The following is a 22,669-nucleotide window of genomic DNA, read 5'->3' as shown; positions in this document are numbered from 1 at the left end:
TTAACCGGCGGCCCCTTGATCGGGGCCGCCAGCACGAATCAAGTAATCGGGTATCAGAAATCCGGCTCGTCGTCCGACGTCGTCTCCGCGGGCTCAGCCTTCTTCGGAGCCGCCTTAGGGGCAGCCTCGCCGCCTCCACCCTTGCTGCGAACCACACTCACCGTGTACTTGATCCACCGTTTGCCCTTGGGGACCTCGCCCCGGGTGATAGTGACCTCATCACCCGGCTCGGGCGATTCGTCAACCAATGCATTCTTGAGAACAGTCGCAGTCGCATCGAGCTTCATCAGACGACCCGCCCGGTTCCGGAACGTCAGCGACGGGACTACCAGGTCTTCGGGCTGATAGGTGAAAGTGTGCGCCGGAATGGTCCGAGGCTTCACGCTGATCAGCGTGCCCGTGAAGGAATCCCCGGCGTTCTCCAGCGACACGAACCCCGGCTGGTCAGATTCGTTGGTCTTGTACGTGTCCCAGCTACCCATTACTTGTTTCCCTTCGGAGGGTTGATCCAGACCGCGTCACACTGCTTCGGGTCCGGGTATTCGACGGCGACGCACTCGAACAGATGCCCGATCTCGCCGTTCTTCTTCATCATCGACTTGTACCGGCGCTTCACGCCGTGGTCACACTCCGACGGCTCACCCGCCCACTCGGGCGGCTCTACGCTACCCGCGGGTTGCCCCGGCCTCAGCCTTTTGGGGCCGACCCATCGCCGCCGATCTGCTTCTTGAAGAAGGTGTCCACGGTCGCGACCTTCTTCATCAGGGTGGACAGCTTGCCGTCGTAGTCCTCGATGCCCATTAGGTCAGCGAGGTAACCCGCGCTGCCGTGGACGGTGACCTTCGGGGCGTCGTAGCCACCGTGGGCCGGAAAGGTCACAGAGACCCAGTTCTCTTCTGCCACTACGCTCTCCTCGTTATCCGCGAACGGGTTGAAATCAATGTCAGCGGGCAGACCCATTGGTGAATTCGCCTCCGCAGTACATTTCTCTGTCATCAGTCGACCAATTGCCGATCATGGCGGGCCGCTCATCCGGAAACAGCTCCGGGACCACCCACGACTGGTACATCTCTCCTCGGGTAACCGTGATGTCAAACAAGCTCGTCACAGGCTTCCCCCTTCTCTCTTGGACAGCGAATGGGCCGCCGCGTTGGACAACACCCGGCGTGATCCCGGGCCTTCGTAGGCCGACTCCGATTCCCTCCGGACGCGATTCATGGCGACCGCCAAGGCGTCCCGGGCTCGCGTCAGGTTCATCCGGGAGATGCCAGCGGAGGCGTCGTAGTCCTCGGCGACATACCGGGAGAACAAGACCTCCGCATGTCGCGGATTGATGACCTTCATGCCTTCCTGGGCGTCGATCCATTCGACGTGAGAAGGCGATCCGGGAATATCGTTGGCTCCCCCGTTCTCCAGGATTCGCCGGACGTCGTCCGTCGAGTAGTAGACCTGGGCGGAGAAGACTTCCCGATCGGCCAGCTCGGCGCCGACGCACTGCCGGGCGATAGCCCGGAGCACTTTCCCCCGCTGTCCCTCGTCGTACGACTGCAAAGACGACAGGGTGTTCGGGGATTCCAGGATCTTGACCCAGGTGTCGTTACGGATGTCCTCGACGTCCAGAACGCCCGTCCACGAACGGGATACCGTTAGGGCGGCCTTCTCGACTTCTTGGACCAGATCGATTTCGTCATTCATCAAGTTAGCCTCTCGCCAGCACATGTCAAGTAATCAGGCAGAACGAAGGTCAACGCCGAAGGTGCGCTTGCCCTCCGACGACCACGACCCACATGCGTCGCACCGGTAGCGCTGGTAAGCCCCAACGACTGTGTGACGGAATCCCCGTGGCTTCAACGCTTCCGGGCCAGCCGGGCAGCGAGGACAGCCGTCGGTCTCCGAGTAGAGATTACGGTTCGGGTGTTCGTGCCCGATCCACGGCAACATCTTGTCGTAGAGGTCAACCAGTAGGTTGACGTCCTGAATGTTGTACTCCTTCATCTCTTCCCAGGCGTCAAGGTCGCCCTTCATGCAGCGAAGCCAGAGGTCGAACCCGGAGTGCTGGACCTTCCCCGCCAACCCGAGTTCCTGGGAGACGTTCTGGAGCTTGCTGCTGACAAACCGGAAGTGCTTCCGGGAGGTCAGCATCAGGTCGATTTCCTTGTGCGCCGACGGTCGGCCCAGGCCCTCCAGGAGGAAAGCCCGCTGCATCCACCGGGTATCGAATCCCTTCCCGTTCCAGGACACCAAGGCGTCGGCCTCGTCGAACAGCTTGAAGGCGGCCCGGATCATCTTCTTGTAGTCCGACTTCTTCGGACCACCGAAGAACATGATGTTCTCCGCAGGCTCGTCGACCCAGCGGGCCCCGAAGCTCATGATCTCGCCGCGGTCTTTGATCTGATTCAGGCTGACGTTTTGCTTGAACAGCCCCCAGACGTACGCCAGGTTCGGCGACGTCTCGATATCCCACGCCAAAATACGCGGTTCGGTCATCCTGCGGTCTCCTCGTCGTAATATCCGCCGGTTGACTCCCTGACGGCGTCCCGGATATCCCTAGCCGTCAGACCTGCATCCAGGAAATCGAGAATGTCCCCCAGCAACCCTTCGGCGTTGTCGCCTTCCAGATGGAAGACCAGTTGTTTAGTCATACGCCCGATCGGGAACAGGTTCGACACGTTGGCATAACTAGCGCCTAATGCATCCGCCGGAGGGTCCCAGTCCACCAGTGGACTGTTGTCAAACGGCATGGAGCGGATAATCCCTGTGAACCCGAAGACACTGTGTCGAACCCGGTCGCCCGGTTTGAAATCGGTCACCGGTTAGCCTTCCGGGACGCCTTCTGACGTCGGTTGAGGGAACGCCGGGTGGCCTTCGTCTTCAGGGACACCGTCCCGCCGTACACGTGCTTGCCCAAGGTGTTCAGGGCGAACAAGATGGCCTTCTGATAAGACGTGCTCTCCGTCATTCGTTCTCCTCGATCGCTTGCCACGTTTTGCTCTCCCGGTCCCACCAGGCGACCCGACGGCCGTCTTCGTCCAGCCGGATGATTGTCGGCGGGCCGTCGTTACCCCGGACGACCGTGCATCGCCACGTCATGCGCTGCCCCGGATGAAGCCCGGGAGGTCAGCCTCCGACAGCTCGGTGTACGGCAGGTGCCCCGGGGCGAGAGGGTTGGCAACTGCCTCGATCCAACCCTCGTCGGAATTCGACCAGATCTCCACGGAGTCCCCGCCAACACGGTAATAACGCTTGGGCCGATTCGAGAGACAGTTGTCCCGGACGAAGTAGCGGTAGCTCATCAGACCTCCTCGCCGGTCTCGACGTCGATCAGCGTGTAGTGGTTGTTGGGCAGCTGCCACCCCTTAGCCCCGCACTCACGAGCTTCATCCGCCTCCTGTCGGCTCGAAGCCCACATGAACCACCCCGGGTTGATCTCGTAAACAAACTCGTGACCACCGTTAGCGTTCGCTAGCGTGCGGAGCTTCGGAGTCTCTCCCGATGCCAGGAGTTCTTTCTCCCAGTCGGCCAACGGAGTCGTCTCCGGCTCCCCCCCGAACTTCTCGTTGAGGGCGTCGGCGATCGCCTGGGCCATCTCATTGTCGTCGTCGATCTCCGGGGTGTCGGAACGGGCGACAAGGAAACCTCTGGCGTCCTTGACTTCGTCTCCGTCGGCGTAGAACGGCGTCGTGTACTTCGGGCCATCCGTCGGCCGCGGTCCGATAAACGTCATGATCTCTCCTACAGTCCGAAAATTCCGACGACCGGGTTTCCGTTGTCGTCCTCGTCTACTGCGACATCTGTTGCCGACTCCCAACTCTGGGCATGGTCGGCATACAGGGCTACACGTCGTGCCCCGTAGCCCTGGTTAACGAGCGAATGCAGCGCGTCAACCAAGTCGTCCAAGTCCATTAACACTCCCTAAACGAAAGAACCCGCCTCGCGGGCGGGTCGGCTAGATATTCGATTGCTCTCCGGAAGAACTCCGGGTTATCCCCGGCTCTCCCTAGCAGTTGATTACACGGGCCGCAGAGACAGCCTCGGCCGCACTTGCCACACGTAGGCGGTGCGGGACAACAGGCGTGGTCGTGATCCCAGGCCAGCGCCTTGGTGGCCCCGGTCGCCCGCTGACACAGGGCACATTTGCCACCCTGCTCCGCCTTGACGGCGGCGTAGTCCTCGTCCGTGATACCGAAGTCCCGGGACAGCCTCGACGCCCTGGCGCGCCCTCGGGTGGCCTTACGGCGGGCCCGATGATGGGTGACACATCGAGGGCTACGCGGGCCGCCGTGGGGCGTCGGCCGGACGGTCTTCACGCCGTCCCTGAGGCAGTCTGTGCAGACGACGGCCCTACTCAACGCCGAAGTGTTCGTTCAGCAGACGGACGACGAGGGCGGCCAGTTCGGCATCCTGGTCGTCCTGGGTGATGTCTCCGTAAACCCGGAGAACTTCGTTGCCCCTGCTGTCGAAGACAACGTGTCGGCCGCTTCCGCGAACCTCGAAGGGAGTCGTCACCGTGGGCTCTTTAGCCGGCTCGGGCTTCGGGCCGACGAAGGACAGCGGGTCATCTGCGACCTTCACGGAGGCAGCCCGGACATACCGGAAATTACCCGGCTCGTTGCCGTCGGGCAGCACGGATCGCTCGTTGGAGTACTCGTTAAGCTGCCCCTTCTCCAGCAGAACCCCCGTAATCTCGTCGCCGTCCCGGGTCGTCGTAGCCGTCACACGGGTACCCTCTTTGATTTCCGTCATCACACAGCCTCGATTCCGAAGTATGCGTTCAGCGCCTTGGCGATAACCTCGGCGATCTTGGCGTCGTCCCCGGGCTCGTAGTCGTCGTGGCCGCTGTCCACCCAGGTGATCCGAGCCCCCCGGGCGTCAACAATGTAATCCTCGTCATCTGTCCCGAACGGCCCGACCAGCTTCGGGCCCTCGACCTCGGGCGCCTTGCCGATCAGCTCTCGGGTCGGCTCCGGGCTGACCACGGCGATGGGACGCCCGGGGTCCAACCACCAGGCATCCCCGTCGTCACCGTGAACCTCCAACCAGCCGTCGCCGTTGTCGGCCCCCCGGAACACACCCTCGTACACTTCATCGTTCGGCAGCCCGGAGCACGTCGCCGTCCCGCGCACCCGGTCGCCAACCTTGATTTCCGCCATGATCTCTCCCTAATATCCGAGTTTTCCCTCTGACACATACACCGGGAAACGTCCCGGCCCCTCGACGGTCCGCCCCATAAACCGGGTGCCGTCCTCGTTATCCTTATTCTTCGTCACTGTCACCGAATACCGGTGTTCTCCGTCGGGCTCGGCGAACAGGACGTAATTCGTCTTGTTGTAGAACGCCCCGTGCGATCCGGCCATTTCCTTGGAGAACACCGTGTTTCCCTCGCGGTCGACCTTCGACGCCTTCGTGTGATGAAGGACGACCAGGGTCACACCCGCGCGGGTTGCGATGTCTTTCAACAGGATGACGATCCGAGCTGCCTCCGTGTTGATGGACAGCCCACCGGTTACGTACTCCAACATGTCGACAACGACGACCCCGTAGGGCTTCATGTACTCAACCGCGCGCTCTACCGAGCGCGGGTTGTCCAACTGGAGATTGCCCGGTTGGACCTCGATCATCCTCGGGTCAGGGGTCAGCCCGTGATGTTGGAACCAGCTACGGAAACGGTTAGCCACCGATGTGAACGCCTCAGCCGCCAGGTAGAGAACCCGGGTCGCCTTTACATCGGCCTTCATGAAGCTTCCGGCAGTCACCAACTGCCCACAGAGGTCGATCATCATGGCCGTCTTCGCCGCCCGGCTTCCGCCGTACAGCAAGGTAACCTCGTTCTCCGCAAGAAAATCGGGGACGACCCACGCGGTCGACTCCATCGGCGCCGTGAGATCTGCGGCATCTTCCCGACGGAGATGGATAGCCGACTCACCCTCGATCCGCTCCAAGGCCTTCTTCTGACCCCGCAACCGGATCTCCTGCCGGGTGGCCTCTTCGGCTACGAGGTCGTCGAAGTCCGGCTCTGGGTCGCCCGGGAACCACGGCTCCACCTTCTTCAGGGCTGACCGGATCGACCGCCTGGCGTCGGACAGCGTGCCGCCGGGGCGGTCCTTGTAGGCATCGAGGAAGCTAGATTCGATCTCCTCGTCCGTCATCCGGATGCCCATAGCGACCGCGGCATACCTCATCGACAGCGGTCCGAGTTGTTCCCAGCCCTCGCCGGCGGGCATCTCGCGGACCCGCTGTAGGAGGGCATCGGGGTCAGACGGCAACGGCGCTGACTCACGCCGCCCGATGTCCTCCTTCACCATGACGAGGTCGACCCAGTCGGCGGGGAACTCCGGGAGGTCATCCCGGGCTACCACCTTCTGGAATTTCCATGCCCGACCGTCTGAGAGGGCCGTCGGCTCGACGAACAGCAGTCCTCCGTTGCCCCCTGCCGCCCGGATGTCGACGTCCTTGACGGGGACACCTTGGCGGCTGGACAGCTCGACACCCTCGGGTGCTCGGTAGAGAAGGTGTCGACCGCCGCCGCTGGTGTTCTGGATCATCGGCGTAGCGGGGGGCGTCAGACCCGCCGCCTTCAGGTTGCCCCAGCCGTCTTTACCCGACCCCTGGTCGATGTCGACGGCGACGATGCCCGACAACGCGCAGACGATGACTACGCCGTCGTAGTCGCCCCAGTGGGCCCGGATGGCGTCCGGGTCCGTCGGGTATTCGGCACCCTTCTCGGGCGACCAATGGCCATCACGGAAGCGGGGAATCTTGCGGACCTTGCCGTCTGACCCGGTGACGAGGTCGACATGACAGGGGTAGCAGCGATAACCCAGCTCGGTGTATCGGACGGCCGCCTCTGCTGCTGGGTTGGTCATTTGCTATCCCCTTTCGGCACCCAAGGCCATCATTCGGAAGTCGGTAGCCGTCGGTAACTCGAAGTCCTCCGGATAGCCAGCATCCTTGAGGGCGTCGAAGTGTTTCGAAATGGCGTCGGCAAGCTCTCGAAGAACAGCGGCCACGGCCTGTCCCGTGGAGCAATCGAGGACATGCCGTGTGTCGTTTCCAAGGGCATCGTTTGCTGCACGTACCAGCCGTGCTGAAAGCCCGCTCACGCCGTCTTCCTCACGGCAGGCATCGAGAGCTAGGGCACCCTGAGAATCAACGTCCCCGTTTTCCCATCTGACGAAAACCGATCCGCGGTTCTGGCTGATGACGCTTCCGTAAAGCTCCTCGTCGTATGGATGGTGTACGAATTCGCCCTTAGCGAAGGTTGGCAAGTCGATCACGATGCCCCCTCGATCTCGTCGGCCAGTTCGTGGAGGGCCTCACCAAAGCGGCCCATATCGAGAGCTGCCGTCCGAAGGACGATAACGGCGACTGTCCCACACAGTTCCCGTGCGATATCTACATCGACATCCTCTAGTACTCCCTTACGGCTTGCGAGTTCACCCTGAACAGCCTCGACTATGTGTTTGGACAAATCGCTCACGATGTCTCCTCGTTGAACGGGAACACCCTCCGACGGACGGCGCTCATGATCTCCGGGTCAGCCAGACGATTCGGCGGGCCGTCCGGGACGTCGTAGAAGTCATCGAGATGCTCTTCCAGTTCGACGAGGGCCGGGTGGCCGTAGAACATCGCCTGGACTTCCTTGTCGTCGACATGACGGCGGAGTCGCCTTTGGGCGTAGAACGCCCATGCGGCTGACCACTTGCTCTCAGCCAACGGATTCCACGGGCCGACGTAGATCGTGATCGGGATCGAGGTAAGCGTAGCCTTCACGCGGATTTCGTAGCTCTTCTTCGGGTCCCATCTCTTGTCCATCACGCCTCCGCGAACTCGGCGTTATCAGGAAGGAGGCCCTTGTATTCCGCTGGGATCGCACCCTGATACCAACAGTTATTAGTCTCGTAGACCTTGCCATCATCAATTCGACGGAAGCGAAATGTCCGTCCGGCAAACCCGGCAGCCCCACACCGCACAGCGCTTTCGCTGGCCTGCTCACCGACGACGTAGTGATAGCCATCGACCCGCATCACGGGCTGACGTGTATCGGTGAGTTCGCCCGCGTTCTTCCATCGGACCTTTTCGTCCCAGAAATCGAACGTTGACCGAAGAGCGCCACTAAGGATTTGCTCCGCCTCCTCTCGGGTAGCCACAGCAGCCCATCGGGTAGAACCGCCCTCGGACTCCTGATAAGCGAACCAATCGCCATCAATCTGGTAGATCTCACAGTAACCAGCCGCAGAGGGCGGGTTCTGTCGTAGGTTCTCCCTCTCGCCGTACTTACGATGACGATTACGATCCGAATAGACGATGTCCATCACGCCTCCAACAGCCGACGGAGATGGCGAAGCGATCGGAGGGCCTCGCTGGCGTCGGATTTCTCCGGCAGTGTCGGCAGGAACTTCGCCAGCGCTTCGATTTCTTCGATCAGGCTGGGAATCCTCCGGCGGGCCAAGCGTTCGCCGAGTTCCCGGTACAGCCCAATGAAGTCGGAGGGGCCGTCTTCTGCGTATACCTCATGGGGGTCAAGTCGGTCAGTCATCGGGATCACTTCTCGGGAAAAGCGCGGGCATTGAGGGCGGCGGCGACGTACTTGGCGAAGTCGTGAGCGTCGTTTTCAGTCAGGCCGTGGTATTTGAAGACATCGGTGAGGACGTTTATTACCAAGACGTTATTGTCGTCGTAGACGTGGTCTCCCCACGCCCGGAACGGAGACAGGATCTTCGGCGTTTCGACCTTCGGAGCCGGGCCGACAAGGGGGCGCGGGGTGGCCTCGGTCGTCGTCAAGAGTTTCAGGTACTTCGTATCATGTCCGTACCCGTTCAGCCCGTTATCCCACTGAACATTAGCTACTACACCCATGCCGAAGACAATCGTTCCGGTTGCACCGTCGTACTCCGCCAGCCCGTGTTTGTCACAGCGGTCATACCGCACACGATCACCCTTGTTGAACCCAGACATATCAAATCTCCCTAGCTTGTTGCTTCCTGTCAGCACGAATCAAGTATTAGAGCACGCGAAAATCACACGACGACGCGACAGAGCACCGCCGACATTGCTCGCCCGGCTTCGGGTCGAAATTGCCCGCCTTGATCCCCTCGTCGGCCTTGTGGAATCGGGCCGTCAGGGTTTCTACGGGAATCGTCGTCAGGTCCTTCTTGACGACCTGAGCCGCACTGATGCGGCCCGTCTTCGTGGGGGGTTTGGCAGTCATCGCATAGACGCCCCTGGAGACGTCTGAGTTGCCCGTAGCCCGCCTCACGGCTTCGGCGTACACCGCCAGCTGCCCCGGGTCGTCCGGCGTCTTAGAGCCCGCCTTGACGTCCACGATGACGAAGCCTGCGGCATCCACCCGGACTTGGTCCGCCGACCCGATGACCCGGACGCCGTCGAGATCCATGTCGACGGCCCACTCGACGGCGGGGACCGCATCGGGTGACCAGATCGGCGGCAGAGTCTCCGCTATCTGGAGATAGTTGACCAGATGCCGCCGGAGGTCGTTGTACCGCCTCGGGACGTCCGTCGGACCGTGGTACGTCCCGGACGACTGCCAATAGTCTGCGTTGGGTGTCTCCTCCAGACGAGCGTTGACGTCCTGCCTAAAGGCCTCCTGAGCGACCGGAAGCATGGCGTCGACCGTGAAGGCGACCTCGCGCTTCTCGCCGGCTTCGGCGGCGGAGTGGACCCCGAGGCCCGTGGCGAACCATGCAGCGGGTCGACTCCAGACCTTGGCTATCCGTTCGAGGTAGAAGGCGTGGGGACAGCTCTCGTAGCTGGAAAGCTGACTCCAGGAGCGCGGTCGGGTCTTGTACTCTTCCCACTTCTCGTCAGCAGGCATCTTTTACGAACCTCATGATTTCTTCGATCGTCACTCCGAGTTCTAAGAGGTTCTCCACTGCCCCCAGAACTCGCCAGGAACAATCGGGATCACAGTCCATAGATCGTTCGATAAGCCCGAAGGAGGCCCGCTTGATTACTTCCGTTGTTGGGTCATCAGCTTGCGACATCAGCGACCTCCACGACGCAATGGTGTTCGTACGGCGGGCAGATAGCCCAGACCTTGTAAAACCTCGCCTCGGCATCCTGGGCCCACTCGGGTTCGCCCGGGATGTCCCCGTTGAACCCGAAGTCACCGAAGGTGTGGCAATGCTCCGCCAGGAGCCGGCGAACCGGCTCGAAGGCCGGTTCGTGCTGGCTGACGTCGTCCCTCGTGATCACTATCAGCAGCGCGCCGTCTTGGAAGGCGTACACCCTGCCGTCTATATCGGCAACCAACCCCATTGTGGGTCCCCTTACTCCGGCCAATCCTCCCGTGCCGGGAGGGACCATTTAGCCCGGTCATCGACCGGTATCTTCGTATTCTCGTCGACCCGGATAATCAGGTCCCCATCGCTCTCTACCCGTGGTGTGTACTCGAAGCCACCGAATCGCTGACCTGGGAGCGGTGGGATATCCGGGTCATACCTGACGACCAGGGAGAAGTCATCCAGCTTCTGATAGAAGGCCCGAAGCTTCTCCAGCTTCCGCGGGCTGCTCATCGAGTTACTCGCGGACATCCCCTTGCCCTTGGTTTCCAGGTACTCCAGATGCAGCAGAATCATCCGGTAAGGGACGGCTTGCACCATCTCCCCGGAGATATCCCAAGGCAGCGACTTCTTCAACCGTTCTACCAGAGACTCCACAGGTTTTCCCCCTGTGTGCCGTAGGTAGTAGGAAATGCCCGACTCAGTGATGCCTTCGATTTTCGCCACCTCGGCCCGGGTGAAACCCTTGGCTAAAAGGGCTTCGATTCGATCCCGTGACGTCGTACGCTTCCTCGCCATTGTGTAGCCCCCTTCGTCTGAGGGTTACTTTACTGGTGGCCCCAGTACGCCTCAAGTCATGTGCTCTCCCTCACCCCTGGGCCACTCGTTGCAGCCTGTTGCCCCGTACGTCGTGGGGACTACCCGGAGTTGTTAACGAGACATCCCGGGTCGTTGTGTCACCGTGACCTACTTTCGGGTAGTTTGCACTCCGCTGACCAGGGACTTTAGCCCCATAGATAGAACACCTGTTCTAAACTCTGGGTGGCCTGTCGGATGACGGACGGTAACTTGAAACCTCAACTGACCTGGGCTGTTAACCCGTTCGGCGTAACCTCAAGGAAGCCTCTGAGGTCACTCTGGTGGCGCAAGGACCTCTCAAGTTATGAGAGAAGTTGGTGGGCTCAACCCACGTCGACGACGCCGGCGTGGGGAGCCCCGCGCCCGTCGGCGCGGGAAGGGCCACCCCGGAGGATGACCCATCCTGCCACGACGGACTAGCGCTGCCACACCTTTCGGGTGACCGCGAGGATGGCCAGGGCCAACCCTCCGAGGAGAACGCCCCGCTCGGCACACCCCTGAGGCCCGTAATCCCGCCGCCCGTCCAGCTGAGGCATCGACTCATCCAACGCCGACACGACTTCGTTAGTCTGCCCAAAGACGTTCATTTGCTTCTCCTGACTCGGAATGCGGAATGGGCGATGACACCCATCTGATTGGACAGCGAGCCGCCGAATGCGGCCCGGTATTCGTGGTCAACCACGCCGCCCTTACGGGTGCGATGAAGGGCGGCCGGAAGCTGTTCGGGATGGCGTCGAGTGCTGCAAATGCACTCGACAACGGCGCAGTCTGTCAAGTTATCTCCTTGCAGCACATGTCAAGTAATCGGGTATGAGAAAACGCGGAGGGTCAGCCCTCTACGGAAACCGTGTGCGCCTGATAAGGCGTCCCAGACAGGCTTAGATCGGCTCTAGCGGCCACAAAAGCCGCCCGGGAGCGGAACACCCGGGTGCACGGGATACCCCTCTGCTCCCAGGTCAGCACGATGACAAGGTCCGGCTGTTCGGTGTCGTCCATTAGAAGTCCTCCGTTTCATGGCGACAAGAAGCCGGGCAGAGAAGAGAAGACCTGTCCGGCAAGTTGCTGTCGCGAGTGGCGTCCTACTTCTTTCCCGATCCACCACAGGTACGGCATGTGACCTGAATGAGCTGGTTCTCATCGTTAACGGTACCGTTGCCCGCGCATCCCTTACAAGTGTCGTCGTCAGCCATTGGCGTCCTTCCTTGCCCGATGAGCCTTCCGTGCGTCATAAACCGGGGTCCAGACAGCCGAGGCGGCGTCGTAGGCAGCCTCTAGCGTCTGCTGGGTACTCGGCGATACACCCAACCGTTGACCCATCCTCATTCGGCGATAGAAGCCATCGACGGCATCCCCTAGAAACCGGACCCGCCGGTCGTCCCTTTCGCGGTCAAGTAGAGACCGGACGAAGCTCATCCCGCTCCCCATCAGTTGTTACGTCCGGTCGGGTCGTAGCCGGCCCGCCGCATCTTGATGTCCTCGGCGACCCCCTCGGTCGTCATCGGCGGCGCTCCTTGGGCTTCGGGTTCGGGCCGTAGGGACACCCGTCGACCTGACAGCTTCCGTGGTGGCTGTCCGCCAGGTGGAGATTCAGGCATTGATAGACGACCCCCTCCGGCTCGGGTGCGTCCTCTGTGGGCTTTCCCCGCCATCGTGCGGCGTCGTTGCTCATCGTTTCCCCCTCGTGTCAGCCGTAGCAGATTGTCACCAGACGCCCATCCGGGTCGTACCCATTCATGGCACGGCACAGCGGTCCGAAGGAATCACCCTCAGCGGTGTACCAACGACCCGGCTGGTAGCCTGCGGAGATCAGCGCGGGATTCAGAACATCGTGTTCGCACCGCTGCCAGTTCTGGTAATCAATTGAAACGTCGGGCAGTATGTCGTAGATATCCCGGGGGTCTTCAACGGTCTCCATTACGTTACCTCCAGTGCCGCCCGAGGTACCGACCCTCGAAGCCGTCATCCTGAGTCGCCCGCTAGAGCCAGTTGATCCGCATCGTTCGCGGCTGACCCGTCCCGGGAAGATCATGTGAACCTCGTAGATGGCGACTGCCTGCCTGGGCAAGCGGCCCTGTTCAGCGGGCGCTATCCGTCTCCCGACAGTCGCCGCCCCGCTCACCCCCTTTTCGAGGTCTCCCGGGGCTATCAGGCCCGGGTGGATGCTTCCTCGATCTGGCGATGGTTCCCGATTCCCGTTGCTGCTTCTACCTCGCGGCGCAGTCCGTGTCCTCGGTGTCTGTCTGGCTTCCCGGTGTCCCGCTCGGCCTGACCCCTAGAACTATCCACGTGTTGGCAGCACGCGTCAAGTCATCGGGCGCCCGTGTCACCCGGATGGAGGAGTTGTCCTGGGCTTTCGCCTGGTCAGCGTCCGCCGTCTGACGCTCGCTCCGACAGCACGTGTCAAGCTATGACTCCCCCAAACGGGTGATATCTGGAGGGGTCGTGTTACGGATGTCGGCGATGCAACCTCACCTACTGGGGGACTAGGTAATTAAAGCTAGCTAAAGCTGACTGAAGACAACTTGAGGTCATCCGGAGGTCCTCCGTAGGAGGACCTCACAAGGGTAACTAAAGACAACCCTTAGTTGACCAAGCTGTCTTACAGGCGTCTAAGACTCCTCCGGGTCGACACGGAGAGCTGCCGGGTGCGCTAACACCGCGGGCAGCCCACAGCCCCCGCAAGTAGCGGACGGACCAGTTAGCGCTGGTTGACAGTGGGTTAGTGCCCACGATGAAGGAAGTTTCATCATGGTTAAGGTCGAAACCGAAGACGGCGTTGTTGTCCTGATGGATCACGCCGACTACGTGGCCCTCCAGGACTACCCGTTGGAGTCTTTCGGGGCGGGCCGAACACGGTACGTAAGCGTCAAGTTCAGTAGTACGAAAAGGCCCGCGTTGCACCGGGTTCTCCTGGGTAAGCGACCTGGGTTTGAGATCGACCATGTTAACGGTGATGGCTTGGACAACCGAAGAACCAACCTGCGGTGGGCTACTCGTTCCCAGAACAGGGCCAACAGCCGACTACCTCGAAACAACACCTCTGGGTTCAAGGGTGTGCAGCCCGCCGGTGCTAAATGGGTTGCCCACGTTGCCGGTAGGTATTTGGGTACCTTCGTCACCCCTGAAGACGCCGCCCGCGCCTACGACGCGGCGGCCATCGAAAACTATGGCGAGTTCGCCAGAACCAACGCAGCCTTAGGGCTGATCTAAATCTCCGGTGGGTTGAGCCAGCCCGTGAGTAATGACAGCCTCTCCCCTGTCATGGTCCGGGCTGTGCTCCCCATCGGGTTCAACCATCGACGATCAAGGAGTTCCAAGGATGACCGTGATCGTCGCTGCCAAGAGCGGGAAACATGTAGTCGTCGCTGCTGACAGGCAGACCACCGCGGGTGGGAGCCAGATGGAGAACTCCGAGCCGAAGTTGTTCATCCGGGGTCGGTACGTCATCGGGTGCGCCGGCGATGTCCGGGCATCTCAGGTTCTCCGGTACACGGCTAACTGGCCGACGTGGCGACCCAAGGAAGACCCAGACTGGCTCCGCTTCGTCGTTACCCGGGTGGTACCGGAGGTGCGACGAGCGCTGTCTCAGGCCGACGCCGACGACGCTGATGTCATCACGCTGATCGCGAACCGTGGACGGTTCGCCACGATCTACGAAAACGGCGCTGTCATGGCTGACCGAAGCGGTCGTACGGCCATCGGTAGCGGTCAGTCGGAGGCCCTCGGGTATCTGGGCAAGGAAGGCCCTTGGGACGCCGGAGACGTCGTCACAGCGGTCAGTAGGGCATCTCAGGTTGACGTCGGTTGCAGTGGGCCGATCTCGGTTGCTGACACCCGGTCGTTGGAAGTGTTGACCGAGGACGAGAGCTAGACAACTAGGGAGAGCATAGTGAACGACGACCTTGTCCTAGCACGTGTATCCGAGGGCTACGTAGTCCTTCCCGATGAGGCGATAGATCGTCTTGGCGTGGACTTCTTTGCCAAGCTCGGCGGTGTGTCCGCGGACAATGTCTACCGTCTTAGCGAAGTTTGGCCAGTGGAGCCTAAGTGACCTGGTCGACTGGTCCGCGGTACGGCCCGGAGTTCTACCGGAATCGGGCCATCGTTCGTAAGCGATCGGGTGGTTACTGCGAGCTTCCGGGCTGCGCCCTCCCGCTCGCTGCTGTCGACCACGTCATCCCGAACGCTGAGGGTGGCTCGGATGACATCGACAACCTACAGGGGCTGTGCAAGCCCCATCACGACCTGAAGACCGCTGAAGAGGCCCAGAGAGGGCGTCTACGGCGTAGCGGTAAGCGGAGACCGAGAGAACACCCAGGGAGAGCACAGTGAGCGATAACCTTGTATTGGCCCATATATCTGAAGGCTACGCAGTTCTTCCCGATGTAGCGGTTGATAACCTTGACGTACATTTCTTCACCATGCTGGACGTCATTTCCGCGACTAACGGCTATCGTATCAGCGAGTTTTGGCAGAGGGAGTCCAAATGAAGATCCAATACACCGAAGACCTGGCCAACGTGAAGGCCGGCGACGTCGTCGATCAGACGCCGTGTACGGCTGAGTGGCTGATCACCCGAGGGTTTGCTGTGGCCGTCGAGGAGACGACTGAGGAGCCCGAAGAGGAGACCCCTAAGCGCAGCCCTGGTCGACCCAGGAAGACCAACGCTAGCGAGGAGAGCTAAGCGGTGTTCCCTGAAGAGGGCGACGTCATTGTGTGTGGCTCTGAAGCTGAACTTCGTCCGTTGCAAGAACGCTTCCCCGATGTTCGAGTTGTCACAGCCAACCCGATGTCACCTGAAGGCCGTCGTGTCCCGGGTCGGATCTGGGTAACAGTGACCGCGACAAAGTGCGCTGGGTGGGAACGTACGATCCAGCTTCTTCGTCGAGCCGCTGTCGCTACCCGTCTGGGTGACGCTGTCCCTCGCATATTGATGGCCTGAGAACAAGCGCTCAGATGGCCTGTGCCGTCCGCGGCTGGCTCTGGGGTATCCAGGGTGGCTCAGGCTGTCCTAGGCCCAGGGGGGTACCCCTCCGCCCCTCTCTGCTTACTTCGGTTGGCATAGCGTCTGCCAGTCTGCTCGGCGAATGAAGTTTTCCCACAGGCATCGTTCGGTGTCCTGTAGTGACCGAACATCGAACATACCCGCAGGTAGGAGGCCCTTAGATGACGGAACGGTGTGAACACGCTAACCCGAGCTGTCAGGTGTGCTCCTCGCGGGTGCTCCTGGTGTCAGCCGACGACCCTTCGTACGTCATTCTCGGCAACCGCACTATCGGCAGTAGTATTGCACAGCGGGTGGGCGACATATACCAGACGATCTGGCGTCGGTCGTCTAAGAAACCCGTGGAGGGTACGCCCACCCTAAGGTATTTCGTCAACTACGAAGAGCCGCCGAACGGCGAGAGAATTCGGCTTAAGACGATCTCGGGGCAGCGCGTTACCTGGACGGGGAAGCGCTGGCATTGGGGCCACGAGGCAGCCGACGCCCAGACCCATGAGGCTTGGCCGCCGCCTATTAGCGACCCTATGTTGGAGGTCGTCTGATGGCGGGCGTAGCAGGCCGCTCGGGTGGCTCGAACGCCAAGCGGCCGGAGGCCAAGCTTGGCAGGCCGAATGGGGCTGGCGACGCTACCCCGGGGTTCACCCGGATCGATGCCAGCGAAGAGCCGCCCCCGGTCATCCCGAAACCCAACGGTAACTGGTGCACGGCGGCCAAGCTGGTGTGGGACTCCATGACGGCATCCCCGACCCGGGTGTTCGCCGAGTCCCCCGACTGGGCTTACCTCTACATGACCTGTGAGGCTGTCCACCAGCTTGCCGAGGACGGCTACCGCGCGGGTCAGCTCACCGCCGTTCACTCGATGATGAGAGACCTCGGGATGACGGAAATCCAGCGTCGTCAAGCGAAGCTGTTGATCGACCGTACGCCCCCGCCGCCGAAGCTGGCCCCCGTTAGCCAGATTGACGCCGCTAGGAAGGCGTTCGAGGAATGACCGAGTGTCAAGACTGCTTCGACATCCTTCCTGATGGCGTCGAATGCGATAACGCCCACTGCGAAGAGGTCCGAGAACTTAGGGCGGAACAGAGTGAATGAGTTTGCCAAGGGTGGCCGGATCGAGCCCAAGGGCGACGAACCCCTATTTACTTATCTGACCCCGGGTGAGTACTGGGTGCCCCGAGTGGTCGTGGAGAAGTATCCCGACCTTCTCAAGGCACTCTTTAAAACCAGCGCTGACGACTAACAAGCGCTAACCGGATAGCCGCACCGGTTGACCAAAGGCGGCCCTAAACGTGACCGGTAAGGCTCTCCCGCGACGGCGGTGATTCCTACCGATGCCGACTCAGCTAGCGAGTGCGGCACCTGGCGCCCCCTGCCGTCGGCGGTCTTTCTAGCAGGGGATTTCCCGCCCCGGGCCTTCGTGCCCGGGGTTTCTTCTTACCCACGGACAGCAATCTACGGCGGGAAACCCTCGTACCCGATGCAGATCGGCACAGATTGTTGGCGTGGGTGCGCCTACGCCGGGCGCTTAAGCAGCTCAAGTCCTTTGAGGGGCCCCTGAGCAAGCAGGCGTTCTAGGCCCGTTAGCTCAGTTGGTCAGAGCGCTGCCCTGTCGAGGCAGGTGTCGCCGGTTCGAATCCGGCACGGGTCGCTTGCCCAAGCCGATTAGCCGGTAAGGCGATCGGATCACAGCCCGTGTGTCGGCTTTCTGTAAGCACGGTGCGCCGTCGCAAAGGTCCGTTCGCGCTTGGGCGTCTACTTATCGAAAGGAGCCCGCGTGGAGCTAACCGCCCCTGCGGGCTACTACAGAAATCAGACCACGGGTGGGCTCGAATCCATCCCCTGGCCGGATGACCTCGCCGACCTCCCGCCGTCTATTGGCTTCCAGGTCATCGAATGGGCTGAGTCCAACCTTCTGCACCACCTTACGGGCGACCCCTGGCGTTTCAGCGTCTTGCAGAAGAAGTTCATAGTCCTGCACTACGCCGTCAAACCCAACGGAGACTGGCACTATCGGTCCTCCGTCATGCGGATGGCCAAGGGATCGGGCAAGGACCCGATGTTGGCTGCTATGGCGCTAGCCGAGTGTCTTGGGCCTACCAAATTCGCAGGGTGGGACCCCGCTACGGGTCGCCCTATCGGCGAAGCGCACAGGATGGCCCTTGTTATCCTCGCGGCCAACTCCGAGGCGCAGGCCCAAGAGTCTCTTCTCGTTGCTAACGCCATGGTCAGCGACCAGCTGCGTCGTGAGACGGGCTTTGAAGCCGGAAAGCTGGGGTCGGCTACTGCGGCCGGCAGTCGTATCAAGCTAATGACGGCTTCGGTGCGTACTGCGGAGGGTCAGCCCGCTACGGCTATCTTCCTGAACGAGTCCCACCACATGACGGAGTCAAACGGCGGCGTCAAGGTCGCGGACGTTGCCCGGCGTAACGTGGCTAAATCCCCCGGCGGCATCGCCCGCATTGTCGAACTCACGAACGCCCACGAACAAGGGGGCGGATCGGTCGCAGAGCGAACGTACGACGCATGGCAAGCGCAGGTATCGGGTAAGAACAGGATGCAAGACATCCTGTACGTCTCTACGGAGGCTGACCCTTCTCTTTCGTTCGGCAACCCGGAGCATGACGCCAAAATCATCGCCCAGGCGTACGCTCATTCCCCCTGGATCAACCAGGAGCGAATTCTGGCGGAAGTCTACGACGAACGGACGTCCCTGGCGGACTCCATCCGCTTCTACGCCAACGGTGTGGCAGCGACGGAGTCGGCATGGGTGGAGCCGAACAACTGGAACGCCCTGGCTCGCCCAGATATCGTCATCGAGGATGGCACTGAGATTGCGCTCGCCCTCGACTGTTCGAAGTCAGGCGACGCGACAGCCCTTGTCGGCGTACGGATCTCCGATGGTCACGTCTTCCGGCTCGGCCTCTGGCAGAAACCCCACGGCAGCCAGAACAAGCGATGGCTAGCACCGCGGCATGAGGTCGACTCAGCCGTCCGGCAAGCGTTCGACCGCTACGCGGTCTGCTGGTTCGGGGTCGACCCCTCGCCGGCTACCGACGACGAGGACGACGCTACGCCGTACTGGGGTCACCTGGTCGAACAGTGGCACCTCGATTTCCGCGACCAGTTGCCCGTGTGGGCGTCGAATAAGTCGGCAGTGACGTACGACTTCAGGACGTCGCTCCCCGGCGGCAAAGAGCGATTCAGGCTCTTCGTCGAGATGTGCGAACGGGTCCGCGAGATGATCGACGAGGACGGCACGCTGACCCACGATGGGGATGCGGCTCTGGCTGCCCACGTCCATAACTGCCGGGTTCGACCCAACGTCTACGGCGTAGGTATCGGCAAGGAAACCCGCTCGTCGCCGAAGAAGGTCGACCTCGCGGTAACCATGGTGATGGCCCTTCTCGGCCGATCCTTATATCTCGCATCCGGTAAGACTCTCGAAGAGCGATCCGGCGAAATGTATTTCTTCTAATCGGAGCGCGAGGCTCCTTAATCGGAGGGGCCTCGATGGCGCTCACCAATAAAATCCTCAAAGAGCTGATCGAAGAGCACGCGGGCGGTATCGCCAACGAGCTAGGTCGGCTCCAGAAAATCAAGAACTACATCATCGGCAAGCACGATCGGCCGTACACGCCGAAGGACGCTACGGATCAGTATCTGCTTCTTCGCGAGCGCTCGGTCACCAATATGATGCCGATGATCCGCAACGCCCCCCTTCATCAGCTGTTTGTTGACGGTGTGTGGGCGGAGAAGGAAACGGGGTCACCCGTTCCTGCCTGGGATATCTGGCAGAAGAACGACATGGACCGCCGTCACCAGCAGATCATTTCGGCCGCTCTGACGGACGGCTATTGCTATGCGATGGTTACCCCGGGCGAACCTGTGCCGAAGATGCGAGGCGTCTCCGCTGCCCGGATGTATGCCCTCTATGAGGACCCGGTAGACGACCTATGGCCGAAATACGCCTTCCAGCTCAGCCCGAGCGGGGAAATCGTCGGCATTATCGACGAAGTAGCCGTTTATCCGGTTACGATCCACCCCCAGAAAGTGGATCAGACGGGTCGGGACGTTACGCCGCCACCCACTTTGGGTACCCCCGCTGTTCACGGTGCCAAGGTGTGCCCGGTTATCCGGTTCGCGCCGGATATGGACCTCGACGGCAACTGCTACGGCGAGATCGAGCCGAACTACCAGGCCCAGGACCGCGTCAACCAGGTGTCGTTCGACATGCTGATGGTCCAGCACTACGGCGCCTTCCAAATTAAGGGTTTCTCCGGCGTCAAGGTCGCTAAGGGCCCCGACGGCAAACCCGTTCCGATTCGGATGGACCCGTCTATCACTCCGGTCCTGGAAGACCCGAATTCGAAGGCGTGGTCTCTCCCCGGGTCGCCCCTCGAAGGCTACATCTCTGCCAAGGAGCAGGCTCTCCAGGACCTCGCGGTGTCTTCGCAGACCCCAGCCCACTATTTCCTCGGTCAGCTGTCCAACCTCGCCGCCGACGCTATCGCGGCGGCGGAGACGATGCTGACCCGAAAGGTCACGGGCTACAAACATACCCTGGGCGAGTCTTTCGAGCAGATGCTACGACTCGCGTCGTCTCTTGCTGGCCTCAGCTTCCCCGACACGGCGGAGCTACAGTGGGCCGACCGGGAGTCCCGTTCGCTGGCCCAGGTCGCCGACGCGGGCACCAAGATGACCACTTTCCGCGTTCCCCACGAGGCTATCTGGGAAATGCTGCCGGGTGTCACACAGACCAAAATCGAGCAGTGGCGCAAGATGGCGGAGGCACAACAAGATGAGGTGGCCGTTCTCGCCGACAAGCTGTTGAACAAGAAGACGGCGGACGACGATGCCGAGTGATGCCGCTCTTGCCACCCGTGGCAAAGCGGCTCAGATGGCCGTTCGTAAGTCAGCGCTGAACGATGTTCTGACGGCCTGGCAATGGATCGATCCCACCAACCCGATCACCTCGACGACCCGATGGCTCGCCATCGTGGTGGAAATCCTCCGGGAGCACCGCGACAGGTCCGCCGAGCAGGCTATGAAAACGTACAACGCTCTTCGGCCCCTGCCGGATATCTGGTACGAGCCGACGTCGCCGTTGGATACAGATCGGGTTATCCGGTCTCTCCTGATTACGGGCCCCGGTCGCATGCGACAGCTGATGAACGGCGGTATGGAGCCGGATGTGGCCCACGCACAGGCGTTCAAACTGCTCTCGCGGGCTTCCTCCTCTGCCGTCCTTGATGGCGGCCGGGGGACGACGGAGAACGCCATCCACAAGGACAAGACGGCCTTAGGGTTTGCCCGTGTGCCGTCCCCGGGTGCCTGTGCCTTTTGCATTGTGCTTGCCAGCCGGGGCGCCGTCTATTCCAAAGACACCGTGCTGACGACGACCTCGCGGTCTAAGCGCCGCGGCTCGGGTAAGTCGTACCACGAGGGTTGCAGCTGCACCATGATTCCGGTTTTCGATCGGGAGCAAACGTTGCCGGACATCATTGCCAAGGCCGAGCGTATTTACACGTCGGCTTCGTCTGAGGCGTCCGGGACCAAAGACATTCTCAGAGCTATTCGACAATCGGAAGGGGTGCGGTAATGGTCACGGTCACTACAGCCCTGAAAACCCCGGTTGCCGGGGCATTCGCCGTCTTCACCCCGTCGGTTGTCCTCAAGGACAGCGCCGACAGCAAGCACACGTTGCCGTTGCCTACCCGCGTGGACTTCGAGACGGACGGCACGTTGTCCGTCAGCCTTCCCGCGACCGACGACCCGGCTATCACGCCGGCGGGCTGGTTCTACAGGGTGGAGATTCGGGCGGGCGACTACCGGACGGCTTTCTCCGTCCTCCTGCCGACGTCCGCCACCCCGGTCGATCTGTTCGACCTTGCTCCGGCGGAGACGATGACCCAGCGGTTCACGCGGGTCCTCTCCGTCAACGGGGTTTTCCCCGATGCAGAGGGAAACGTGGTCGTCTCCGGCGGCGGTGGAGGCGGCACGGTCGCCTGGACGGATGTCACCGGTAAGCCGACGACGTTCACCCCGTCAGCCCATACGCACGCGCAGGCGGACGTGACCGGGCTGTCGACGTCCCTTGCTGGCAAGGAAAACACGGGCGTCGCGGCGGGCCTGCTGTCCACGCATACAGCTGCCGTCGACCCTCATCCCCAGTACCTCACGGCCGCCGAAGGGTCAGCGTCGTTTGACGCCGCGGGCACTGCTGCCGCTGGGATGTCCGCTCACACCGCGGCGGCCGACCCGCATCCCCAGTATCTGACGGCGACGGAAGGCAATGCCGCCTACGAGCCGGCGGGAGCTGCCGCTACGGCCGTCTCCGGTCACACAGCCGCCGTCGATCCCCACCCGCAATACCTGACTGCGACAGAGGGCAATGCGGCGTACGAGCCCGCTGGCTCTGTAGCGGGCCACGTGGCCGCTGCCGACCCTCATCCGCAGTATCTGACGCCCACCGAGGGAAACGCTGCCTACGACGCCGCTGGCACTGCTGCGGCGGCTGTCGCCGCGCTAGCCCCGGTCGCCTCTTCGGGTGCCTATGCCGACCTCACGGGCAAGCCCACACTCGCCACGGTGGCGACCACGGGCGACTACGACGACCTCACCGACAAACCCGCCATCCCCTCGGTAGCGACGTTCGCCCAATTCGCCGTGTGGTCTGGGTCTACATGGCCCACCCGTCCCGCCGGCAGTCAGCCCGTCATCTGGATCGGGGGAACGACGTCGCCGACCGGTGCCGTCGCTAACGACGTCTGGATTCCAGCCAGCTAGG

General features: G+C 61.7%; 35 protein-coding genes and 1 tRNA gene. 12 read left to right on the top strand and 24 right to left on the bottom strand.

What is annotated here, in order from left to right:
* Positions 1 to 53: 53 nt before the first annotated feature.
* The 24 genes from AC069I_RS11545 to AC069I_RS11430 form a co-directional block, all read right to left on the bottom strand.
* Complete coding sequence (locus AC069I_RS11545; protein WP_478265375.1) at positions 54 to 482, bottom strand: hypothetical protein; 429 nt, start codon at positions 480 to 482, stop codon at positions 54 to 56.
* On the bottom strand, positions 482 to 616 hold the full coding sequence (locus tag AC069I_RS11540) for a hypothetical protein (RefSeq protein ID WP_478265374.1): 135 nt from the start codon (positions 614 to 616) through the stop codon (positions 482 to 484). Before AC069I_RS11540 ends, AC069I_RS11545 begins: the two co-directional genes overlap by 1 nt.
* Positions 617 to 687: 71 nt before the next feature.
* Positions 688 to 960: a hypothetical protein gene (locus AC069I_RS11535; protein WP_478265373.1), complete on the bottom strand. Its 273-nt coding sequence runs from the start codon at positions 958 to 960 to the stop codon at positions 688 to 690.
* A complete protein-coding gene (locus AC069I_RS11530; protein WP_478265482.1) occupies positions 944 to 1,018 on the bottom strand; it encodes a hypothetical protein in 75 nt (24 codons plus the stop codon). Before AC069I_RS11530 ends, AC069I_RS11535 begins: the two co-directional genes overlap by 17 nt.
* 86 nt (positions 1,019 to 1,104) lie before the next feature.
* Positions 1,105 to 1,695, bottom strand: a complete 591-nt coding sequence (locus AC069I_RS11525) for a hypothetical protein (RefSeq protein WP_478265372.1) — start codon at positions 1,693 to 1,695, stop codon at positions 1,105 to 1,107.
* A gap of 33 nt (positions 1,696 to 1,728) precedes the next feature.
* Complete coding sequence (locus AC069I_RS11520) at positions 1,729 to 2,487, bottom strand: ribonuclease H-like domain-containing protein (RefSeq protein ID WP_478265371.1); 759 nt, start codon at positions 2,485 to 2,487, stop codon at positions 1,729 to 1,731.
* On the bottom strand, positions 2,484 to 2,810 hold the full coding sequence (locus AC069I_RS11515; RefSeq protein WP_478265370.1) for a hypothetical protein: 327 nt from the start codon (positions 2,808 to 2,810) through the stop codon (positions 2,484 to 2,486). The genes AC069I_RS11520 and AC069I_RS11515 overlap by 4 nt, the downstream gene beginning before the upstream one ends.
* On the bottom strand, positions 2,807 to 2,959 hold the full coding sequence (locus tag AC069I_RS11510) for a hypothetical protein (RefSeq protein ID WP_478265369.1): 153 nt from the start codon (positions 2,957 to 2,959) through the stop codon (positions 2,807 to 2,809). The genes AC069I_RS11515 and AC069I_RS11510 overlap by 4 nt, the downstream gene beginning before the upstream one ends.
* Positions 2,960 to 3,086: 127 nt before the next feature.
* Entirely contained in the window at positions 3,087 to 3,293 is a 207-nt protein-coding gene (locus tag AC069I_RS11505) for a hypothetical protein (RefSeq protein ID WP_478265368.1), read from the bottom strand.
* Positions 3,293 to 3,724, bottom strand: coding sequence for a hypothetical protein (locus AC069I_RS11500; RefSeq protein WP_478265367.1), 432 nt, complete (start codon positions 3,722 to 3,724; stop codon positions 3,293 to 3,295). The genes AC069I_RS11505 and AC069I_RS11500 overlap by 1 nt, the downstream gene beginning before the upstream one ends.
* Before the next feature lie 178 nt (positions 3,725 to 3,902).
* Positions 3,903 to 4,307: an endonuclease VII domain-containing protein gene (locus AC069I_RS11495; protein ID WP_478265481.1), complete on the bottom strand. Its 405-nt coding sequence runs from the start codon at positions 4,305 to 4,307 to the stop codon at positions 3,903 to 3,905.
* Positions 4,308 to 4,341: 34 nt separating this feature from the next.
* Entirely contained in the window at positions 4,342 to 4,743 is a 402-nt protein-coding gene (locus tag AC069I_RS11490; RefSeq protein ID WP_478265366.1) for a hypothetical protein, read from the bottom strand.
* Complete coding sequence (locus tag AC069I_RS11485) at positions 4,743 to 5,150, bottom strand: hypothetical protein (RefSeq protein ID WP_478265365.1); 408 nt, start codon at positions 5,148 to 5,150, stop codon at positions 4,743 to 4,745. Before AC069I_RS11485 ends, AC069I_RS11490 begins: the two co-directional genes overlap by 1 nt.
* Positions 5,151 to 5,159: 9 nt before the next feature.
* Positions 5,160 to 6,863: an AAA family ATPase gene (locus AC069I_RS11480; RefSeq protein WP_478265364.1), complete on the bottom strand. Its 1,704-nt coding sequence runs from the start codon at positions 6,861 to 6,863 to the stop codon at positions 5,160 to 5,162.
* A 3-nt stretch (positions 6,864 to 6,866) separates the two neighbouring features.
* On the bottom strand, positions 6,867 to 7,274 hold the full coding sequence (locus AC069I_RS11475; RefSeq protein WP_478265363.1) for a hypothetical protein: 408 nt from the start codon (positions 7,272 to 7,274) through the stop codon (positions 6,867 to 6,869).
* Positions 7,271 to 7,477, bottom strand: coding sequence for a hypothetical protein (locus AC069I_RS11470; protein WP_478265362.1), 207 nt, complete (start codon positions 7,475 to 7,477; stop codon positions 7,271 to 7,273). The genes AC069I_RS11475 and AC069I_RS11470 overlap by 4 nt, the downstream gene beginning before the upstream one ends.
* Positions 7,474 to 7,812 carry a hypothetical protein gene (locus tag AC069I_RS11465; protein ID WP_478265361.1) on the bottom strand — a complete coding sequence of 113 codons (339 nt, stop codon included), beginning with the start codon at positions 7,810 to 7,812 and terminating at the stop codon, positions 7,474 to 7,476. The genes AC069I_RS11470 and AC069I_RS11465 overlap by 4 nt, the downstream gene beginning before the upstream one ends.
* Positions 7,812 to 8,312 carry a hypothetical protein gene (locus AC069I_RS11460; RefSeq protein WP_478265360.1) on the bottom strand — a complete coding sequence of 167 codons (501 nt, stop codon included), beginning with the start codon at positions 8,310 to 8,312 and terminating at the stop codon, positions 7,812 to 7,814. Before AC069I_RS11460 ends, AC069I_RS11465 begins: the two co-directional genes overlap by 1 nt.
* Positions 8,312 to 8,536 carry a hypothetical protein gene (locus AC069I_RS11455; protein WP_478265359.1) on the bottom strand — a complete coding sequence of 75 codons (225 nt, stop codon included), beginning with the start codon at positions 8,534 to 8,536 and terminating at the stop codon, positions 8,312 to 8,314. The genes AC069I_RS11460 and AC069I_RS11455 overlap by 1 nt, the downstream gene beginning before the upstream one ends.
* 5 nt (positions 8,537 to 8,541) lie before the next feature.
* The gene (locus AC069I_RS11450; RefSeq protein WP_478265358.1) at positions 8,542 to 8,991 is read right to left on the bottom strand and encodes a hypothetical protein; all 450 of its coding nucleotides are present in this window, start codon (positions 8,989 to 8,991) and stop codon (positions 8,542 to 8,544) included.
* Between the two features lie 10 nt (positions 8,992 to 9,001).
* Positions 9,002 to 9,832, bottom strand: a complete 831-nt coding sequence (locus AC069I_RS11445; RefSeq protein ID WP_478265357.1) for a RecB family exonuclease — start codon at positions 9,830 to 9,832, stop codon at positions 9,002 to 9,004.
* 155 nt (positions 9,833 to 9,987) lie between these two features.
* Positions 9,988 to 10,275, bottom strand: a complete 288-nt coding sequence (locus AC069I_RS11440) for a hypothetical protein (RefSeq protein WP_478265356.1) — start codon at positions 10,273 to 10,275, stop codon at positions 9,988 to 9,990.
* An 11-nt stretch (positions 10,276 to 10,286) separates the two neighbouring features.
* Entirely contained in the window at positions 10,287 to 10,817 is a 531-nt protein-coding gene (locus AC069I_RS11435; RefSeq protein WP_478265355.1) for a hypothetical protein, read from the bottom strand.
* A 1,744-nt stretch (positions 10,818 to 12,561) separates the two neighbouring features.
* On the bottom strand, positions 12,562 to 12,792 hold the full coding sequence (locus AC069I_RS11430) for a hypothetical protein (protein ID WP_478265354.1): 231 nt from the start codon (positions 12,790 to 12,792) through the stop codon (positions 12,562 to 12,564).
* A gap of 833 nt (positions 12,793 to 13,625) precedes the next feature.
* Between AC069I_RS11430 and AC069I_RS11425 the strand changes: the two genes are divergently transcribed.
* The 12 genes from AC069I_RS11425 (at position 13,626) to AC069I_RS11370 (ending at position 22,668) form a co-directional block, all read left to right on the top strand.
* Positions 13,626 to 14,087: an HNH endonuclease gene (locus AC069I_RS11425; protein WP_478265353.1), complete on the top strand. Its 462-nt coding sequence runs from the start codon at positions 13,626 to 13,628 to the stop codon at positions 14,085 to 14,087.
* 109 nt (positions 14,088 to 14,196) lie between these two features.
* Positions 14,197 to 14,748, top strand: a complete 552-nt coding sequence (locus AC069I_RS11420; protein ID WP_478265352.1) for a hypothetical protein — start codon at positions 14,197 to 14,199, stop codon at positions 14,746 to 14,748.
* Between the two features lie 176 nt (positions 14,749 to 14,924).
* Positions 14,925 to 15,209 carry an HNH endonuclease signature motif containing protein gene (locus tag AC069I_RS11415; protein WP_478265351.1) on the top strand — a complete coding sequence of 95 codons (285 nt, stop codon included), beginning with the start codon at positions 14,925 to 14,927 and terminating at the stop codon, positions 15,207 to 15,209.
* The gene (locus AC069I_RS11410; protein ID WP_478265350.1) at positions 15,206 to 15,367 is read left to right on the top strand and encodes a hypothetical protein; all 162 of its coding nucleotides are present in this window, start codon (positions 15,206 to 15,208) and stop codon (positions 15,365 to 15,367) included. Before AC069I_RS11415 ends, AC069I_RS11410 begins: the two co-directional genes overlap by 4 nt.
* Complete coding sequence (locus AC069I_RS11405; RefSeq protein WP_478265349.1) at positions 15,364 to 15,561, top strand: hypothetical protein; 198 nt, start codon at positions 15,364 to 15,366, stop codon at positions 15,559 to 15,561. The genes AC069I_RS11410 and AC069I_RS11405 overlap by 4 nt, the downstream gene beginning before the upstream one ends.
* A 545-nt stretch (positions 15,562 to 16,106) precedes the next feature.
* Entirely contained in the window at positions 16,107 to 16,424 is a 318-nt protein-coding gene (locus AC069I_RS11400) for a hypothetical protein (RefSeq protein ID WP_478265348.1), read from the top strand.
* Entirely contained in the window at positions 16,424 to 16,873 is a 450-nt protein-coding gene (locus tag AC069I_RS11395; RefSeq protein ID WP_478265347.1) for a phage terminase small subunit, read from the top strand. The genes AC069I_RS11400 and AC069I_RS11395 overlap by 1 nt, the downstream gene beginning before the upstream one ends.
* Positions 16,874 to 17,456: 583 nt before the next feature.
* Positions 17,457 to 17,530 (top strand) — tRNA-Asp (locus AC069I_RS11390).
* A gap of 126 nt (positions 17,531 to 17,656) precedes the next feature.
* Positions 17,657 to 19,357, top strand: coding sequence for a hypothetical protein (locus tag AC069I_RS11385; protein ID WP_478265346.1), 1,701 nt, complete (start codon positions 17,657 to 17,659; stop codon positions 19,355 to 19,357).
* A 35-nt stretch (positions 19,358 to 19,392) separates the two neighbouring features.
* Positions 19,393 to 20,745: a phage portal protein gene (locus AC069I_RS11380; protein ID WP_478265345.1), complete on the top strand. Its 1,353-nt coding sequence runs from the start codon at positions 19,393 to 19,395 to the stop codon at positions 20,743 to 20,745.
* Positions 20,735 to 21,481, top strand: a complete 747-nt coding sequence (locus tag AC069I_RS11375) for a VG15 protein (RefSeq protein ID WP_478265344.1) — start codon at positions 20,735 to 20,737, stop codon at positions 21,479 to 21,481. Before AC069I_RS11380 ends, AC069I_RS11375 begins: the two co-directional genes overlap by 11 nt.
* Positions 21,481 to 22,668, top strand: coding sequence for a hypothetical protein (locus AC069I_RS11370; protein WP_478265343.1), 1,188 nt, complete (start codon positions 21,481 to 21,483; stop codon positions 22,666 to 22,668). The genes AC069I_RS11375 and AC069I_RS11370 overlap by 1 nt, the downstream gene beginning before the upstream one ends.
* Position 22,669: the final 1 nt, after the last annotated feature.

Source organism: Amycolatopsis sp. NPDC043885 (assembly GCF_056435685.1).
Note: the sequence above shows the minus strand (reverse complement) of the source record. Positions and strands in the feature narration are given on the sequence as shown.

What these genes read in the sequence shown, in the direction of transcription:
- AC069I_RS11545 (WP_478265375.1), bottom strand. Translation starts at nt 482, where the DNA reads ATGGGTAGCTGGGACACGTACAAGACCAACGAATCTGACCAGCCGGGG.
- AC069I_RS11535 (WP_478265373.1), bottom strand. Translation starts at nt 960, where the DNA reads ATGGGTCTGCCCGCTGACATTGATTTCAACCCGTTCGCGGATAACGAG.
- AC069I_RS11525 (WP_478265372.1), bottom strand. Translation starts at nt 1,695, where the DNA reads ATGAATGACGAAATCGATCTGGTCCAAGAAGTCGAGAAGGCCGCCCTA.
- AC069I_RS11520 (WP_478265371.1), bottom strand. Translation starts at nt 2,487, where the DNA reads ATGACCGAACCGCGTATTTTGGCGTGGGATATCGAGACGTCGCCGAAC.
- AC069I_RS11510 (WP_478265369.1), bottom strand. Translation starts at nt 2,959, where the DNA reads ATGACGGAGAGCACGTCTTATCAGAAGGCCATCTTGTTCGCCCTGAAC.
- AC069I_RS11505 (WP_478265368.1), bottom strand. Translation starts at nt 3,293, where the DNA reads ATGAGCTACCGCTACTTCGTCCGGGACAACTGTCTCTCGAATCGGCCC.
- AC069I_RS11500 (WP_478265367.1), bottom strand. Translation starts at nt 3,724, where the DNA reads ATGACGTTTATCGGACCGCGGCCGACGGATGGCCCGAAGTACACGACG.
- AC069I_RS11490 (WP_478265366.1), bottom strand. Translation starts at nt 4,743, where the DNA reads ATGACGGAAATCAAAGAGGGTACCCGTGTGACGGCTACGACGACCCGG.
- AC069I_RS11485 (WP_478265365.1), bottom strand. Translation starts at nt 5,150, where the DNA reads ATGGCGGAAATCAAGGTTGGCGACCGGGTGCGCGGGACGGCGACGTGC.
- AC069I_RS11480 (WP_478265364.1), bottom strand. Translation starts at nt 6,863, where the DNA reads ATGACCAACCCAGCAGCAGAGGCGGCCGTCCGATACACCGAGCTGGGT.
- AC069I_RS11465 (WP_478265361.1), bottom strand. Translation starts at nt 7,812, where the DNA reads ATGGACAAGAGATGGGACCCGAAGAAGAGCTACGAAATCCGCGTGAAG.
- AC069I_RS11460 (WP_478265360.1), bottom strand. Translation starts at nt 8,312, where the DNA reads ATGGACATCGTCTATTCGGATCGTAATCGTCATCGTAAGTACGGCGAG.
- AC069I_RS11455 (WP_478265359.1), bottom strand. Translation starts at nt 8,536, where the DNA reads ATGACTGACCGACTTGACCCCCATGAGGTATACGCAGAAGACGGCCCC.
- AC069I_RS11445 (WP_478265357.1), bottom strand. Translation starts at nt 9,832, where the DNA reads ATGCCTGCTGACGAGAAGTGGGAAGAGTACAAGACCCGACCGCGCTCC.
- AC069I_RS11440 (WP_478265356.1), bottom strand. Translation starts at nt 10,275, where the DNA reads ATGGGGTTGGTTGCCGATATAGACGGCAGGGTGTACGCCTTCCAAGAC.
- AC069I_RS11435 (WP_478265355.1), bottom strand. Translation starts at nt 10,817, where the DNA reads ATGGCGAGGAAGCGTACGACGTCACGGGATCGAATCGAAGCCCTTTTA.
- AC069I_RS11430 (WP_478265354.1), bottom strand. Translation starts at nt 12,792, where the DNA reads ATGGAGACCGTTGAAGACCCCCGGGATATCTACGACATACTGCCCGAC.
- AC069I_RS11425 (WP_478265353.1), top strand. Translation starts at nt 13,626, where the DNA reads ATGGTTAAGGTCGAAACCGAAGACGGCGTTGTTGTCCTGATGGATCAC.
- AC069I_RS11420 (WP_478265352.1), top strand. Translation starts at nt 14,197, where the DNA reads ATGACCGTGATCGTCGCTGCCAAGAGCGGGAAACATGTAGTCGTCGCT.
- AC069I_RS11405 (WP_478265349.1), top strand. Translation starts at nt 15,364, where the DNA reads ATGAAGATCCAATACACCGAAGACCTGGCCAACGTGAAGGCCGGCGAC.
- AC069I_RS11395 (WP_478265347.1), top strand. Translation starts at nt 16,424, where the DNA reads ATGGCGGGCGTAGCAGGCCGCTCGGGTGGCTCGAACGCCAAGCGGCCG.
- AC069I_RS11380 (WP_478265345.1), top strand. Translation starts at nt 19,393, where the DNA reads ATGGCGCTCACCAATAAAATCCTCAAAGAGCTGATCGAAGAGCACGCG.
- AC069I_RS11375 (WP_478265344.1), top strand. Translation starts at nt 20,735, where the DNA reads ATGCCGAGTGATGCCGCTCTTGCCACCCGTGGCAAAGCGGCTCAGATG.
- AC069I_RS11370 (WP_478265343.1), top strand. Translation starts at nt 21,481, where the DNA reads ATGGTCACGGTCACTACAGCCCTGAAAACCCCGGTTGCCGGGGCATTC.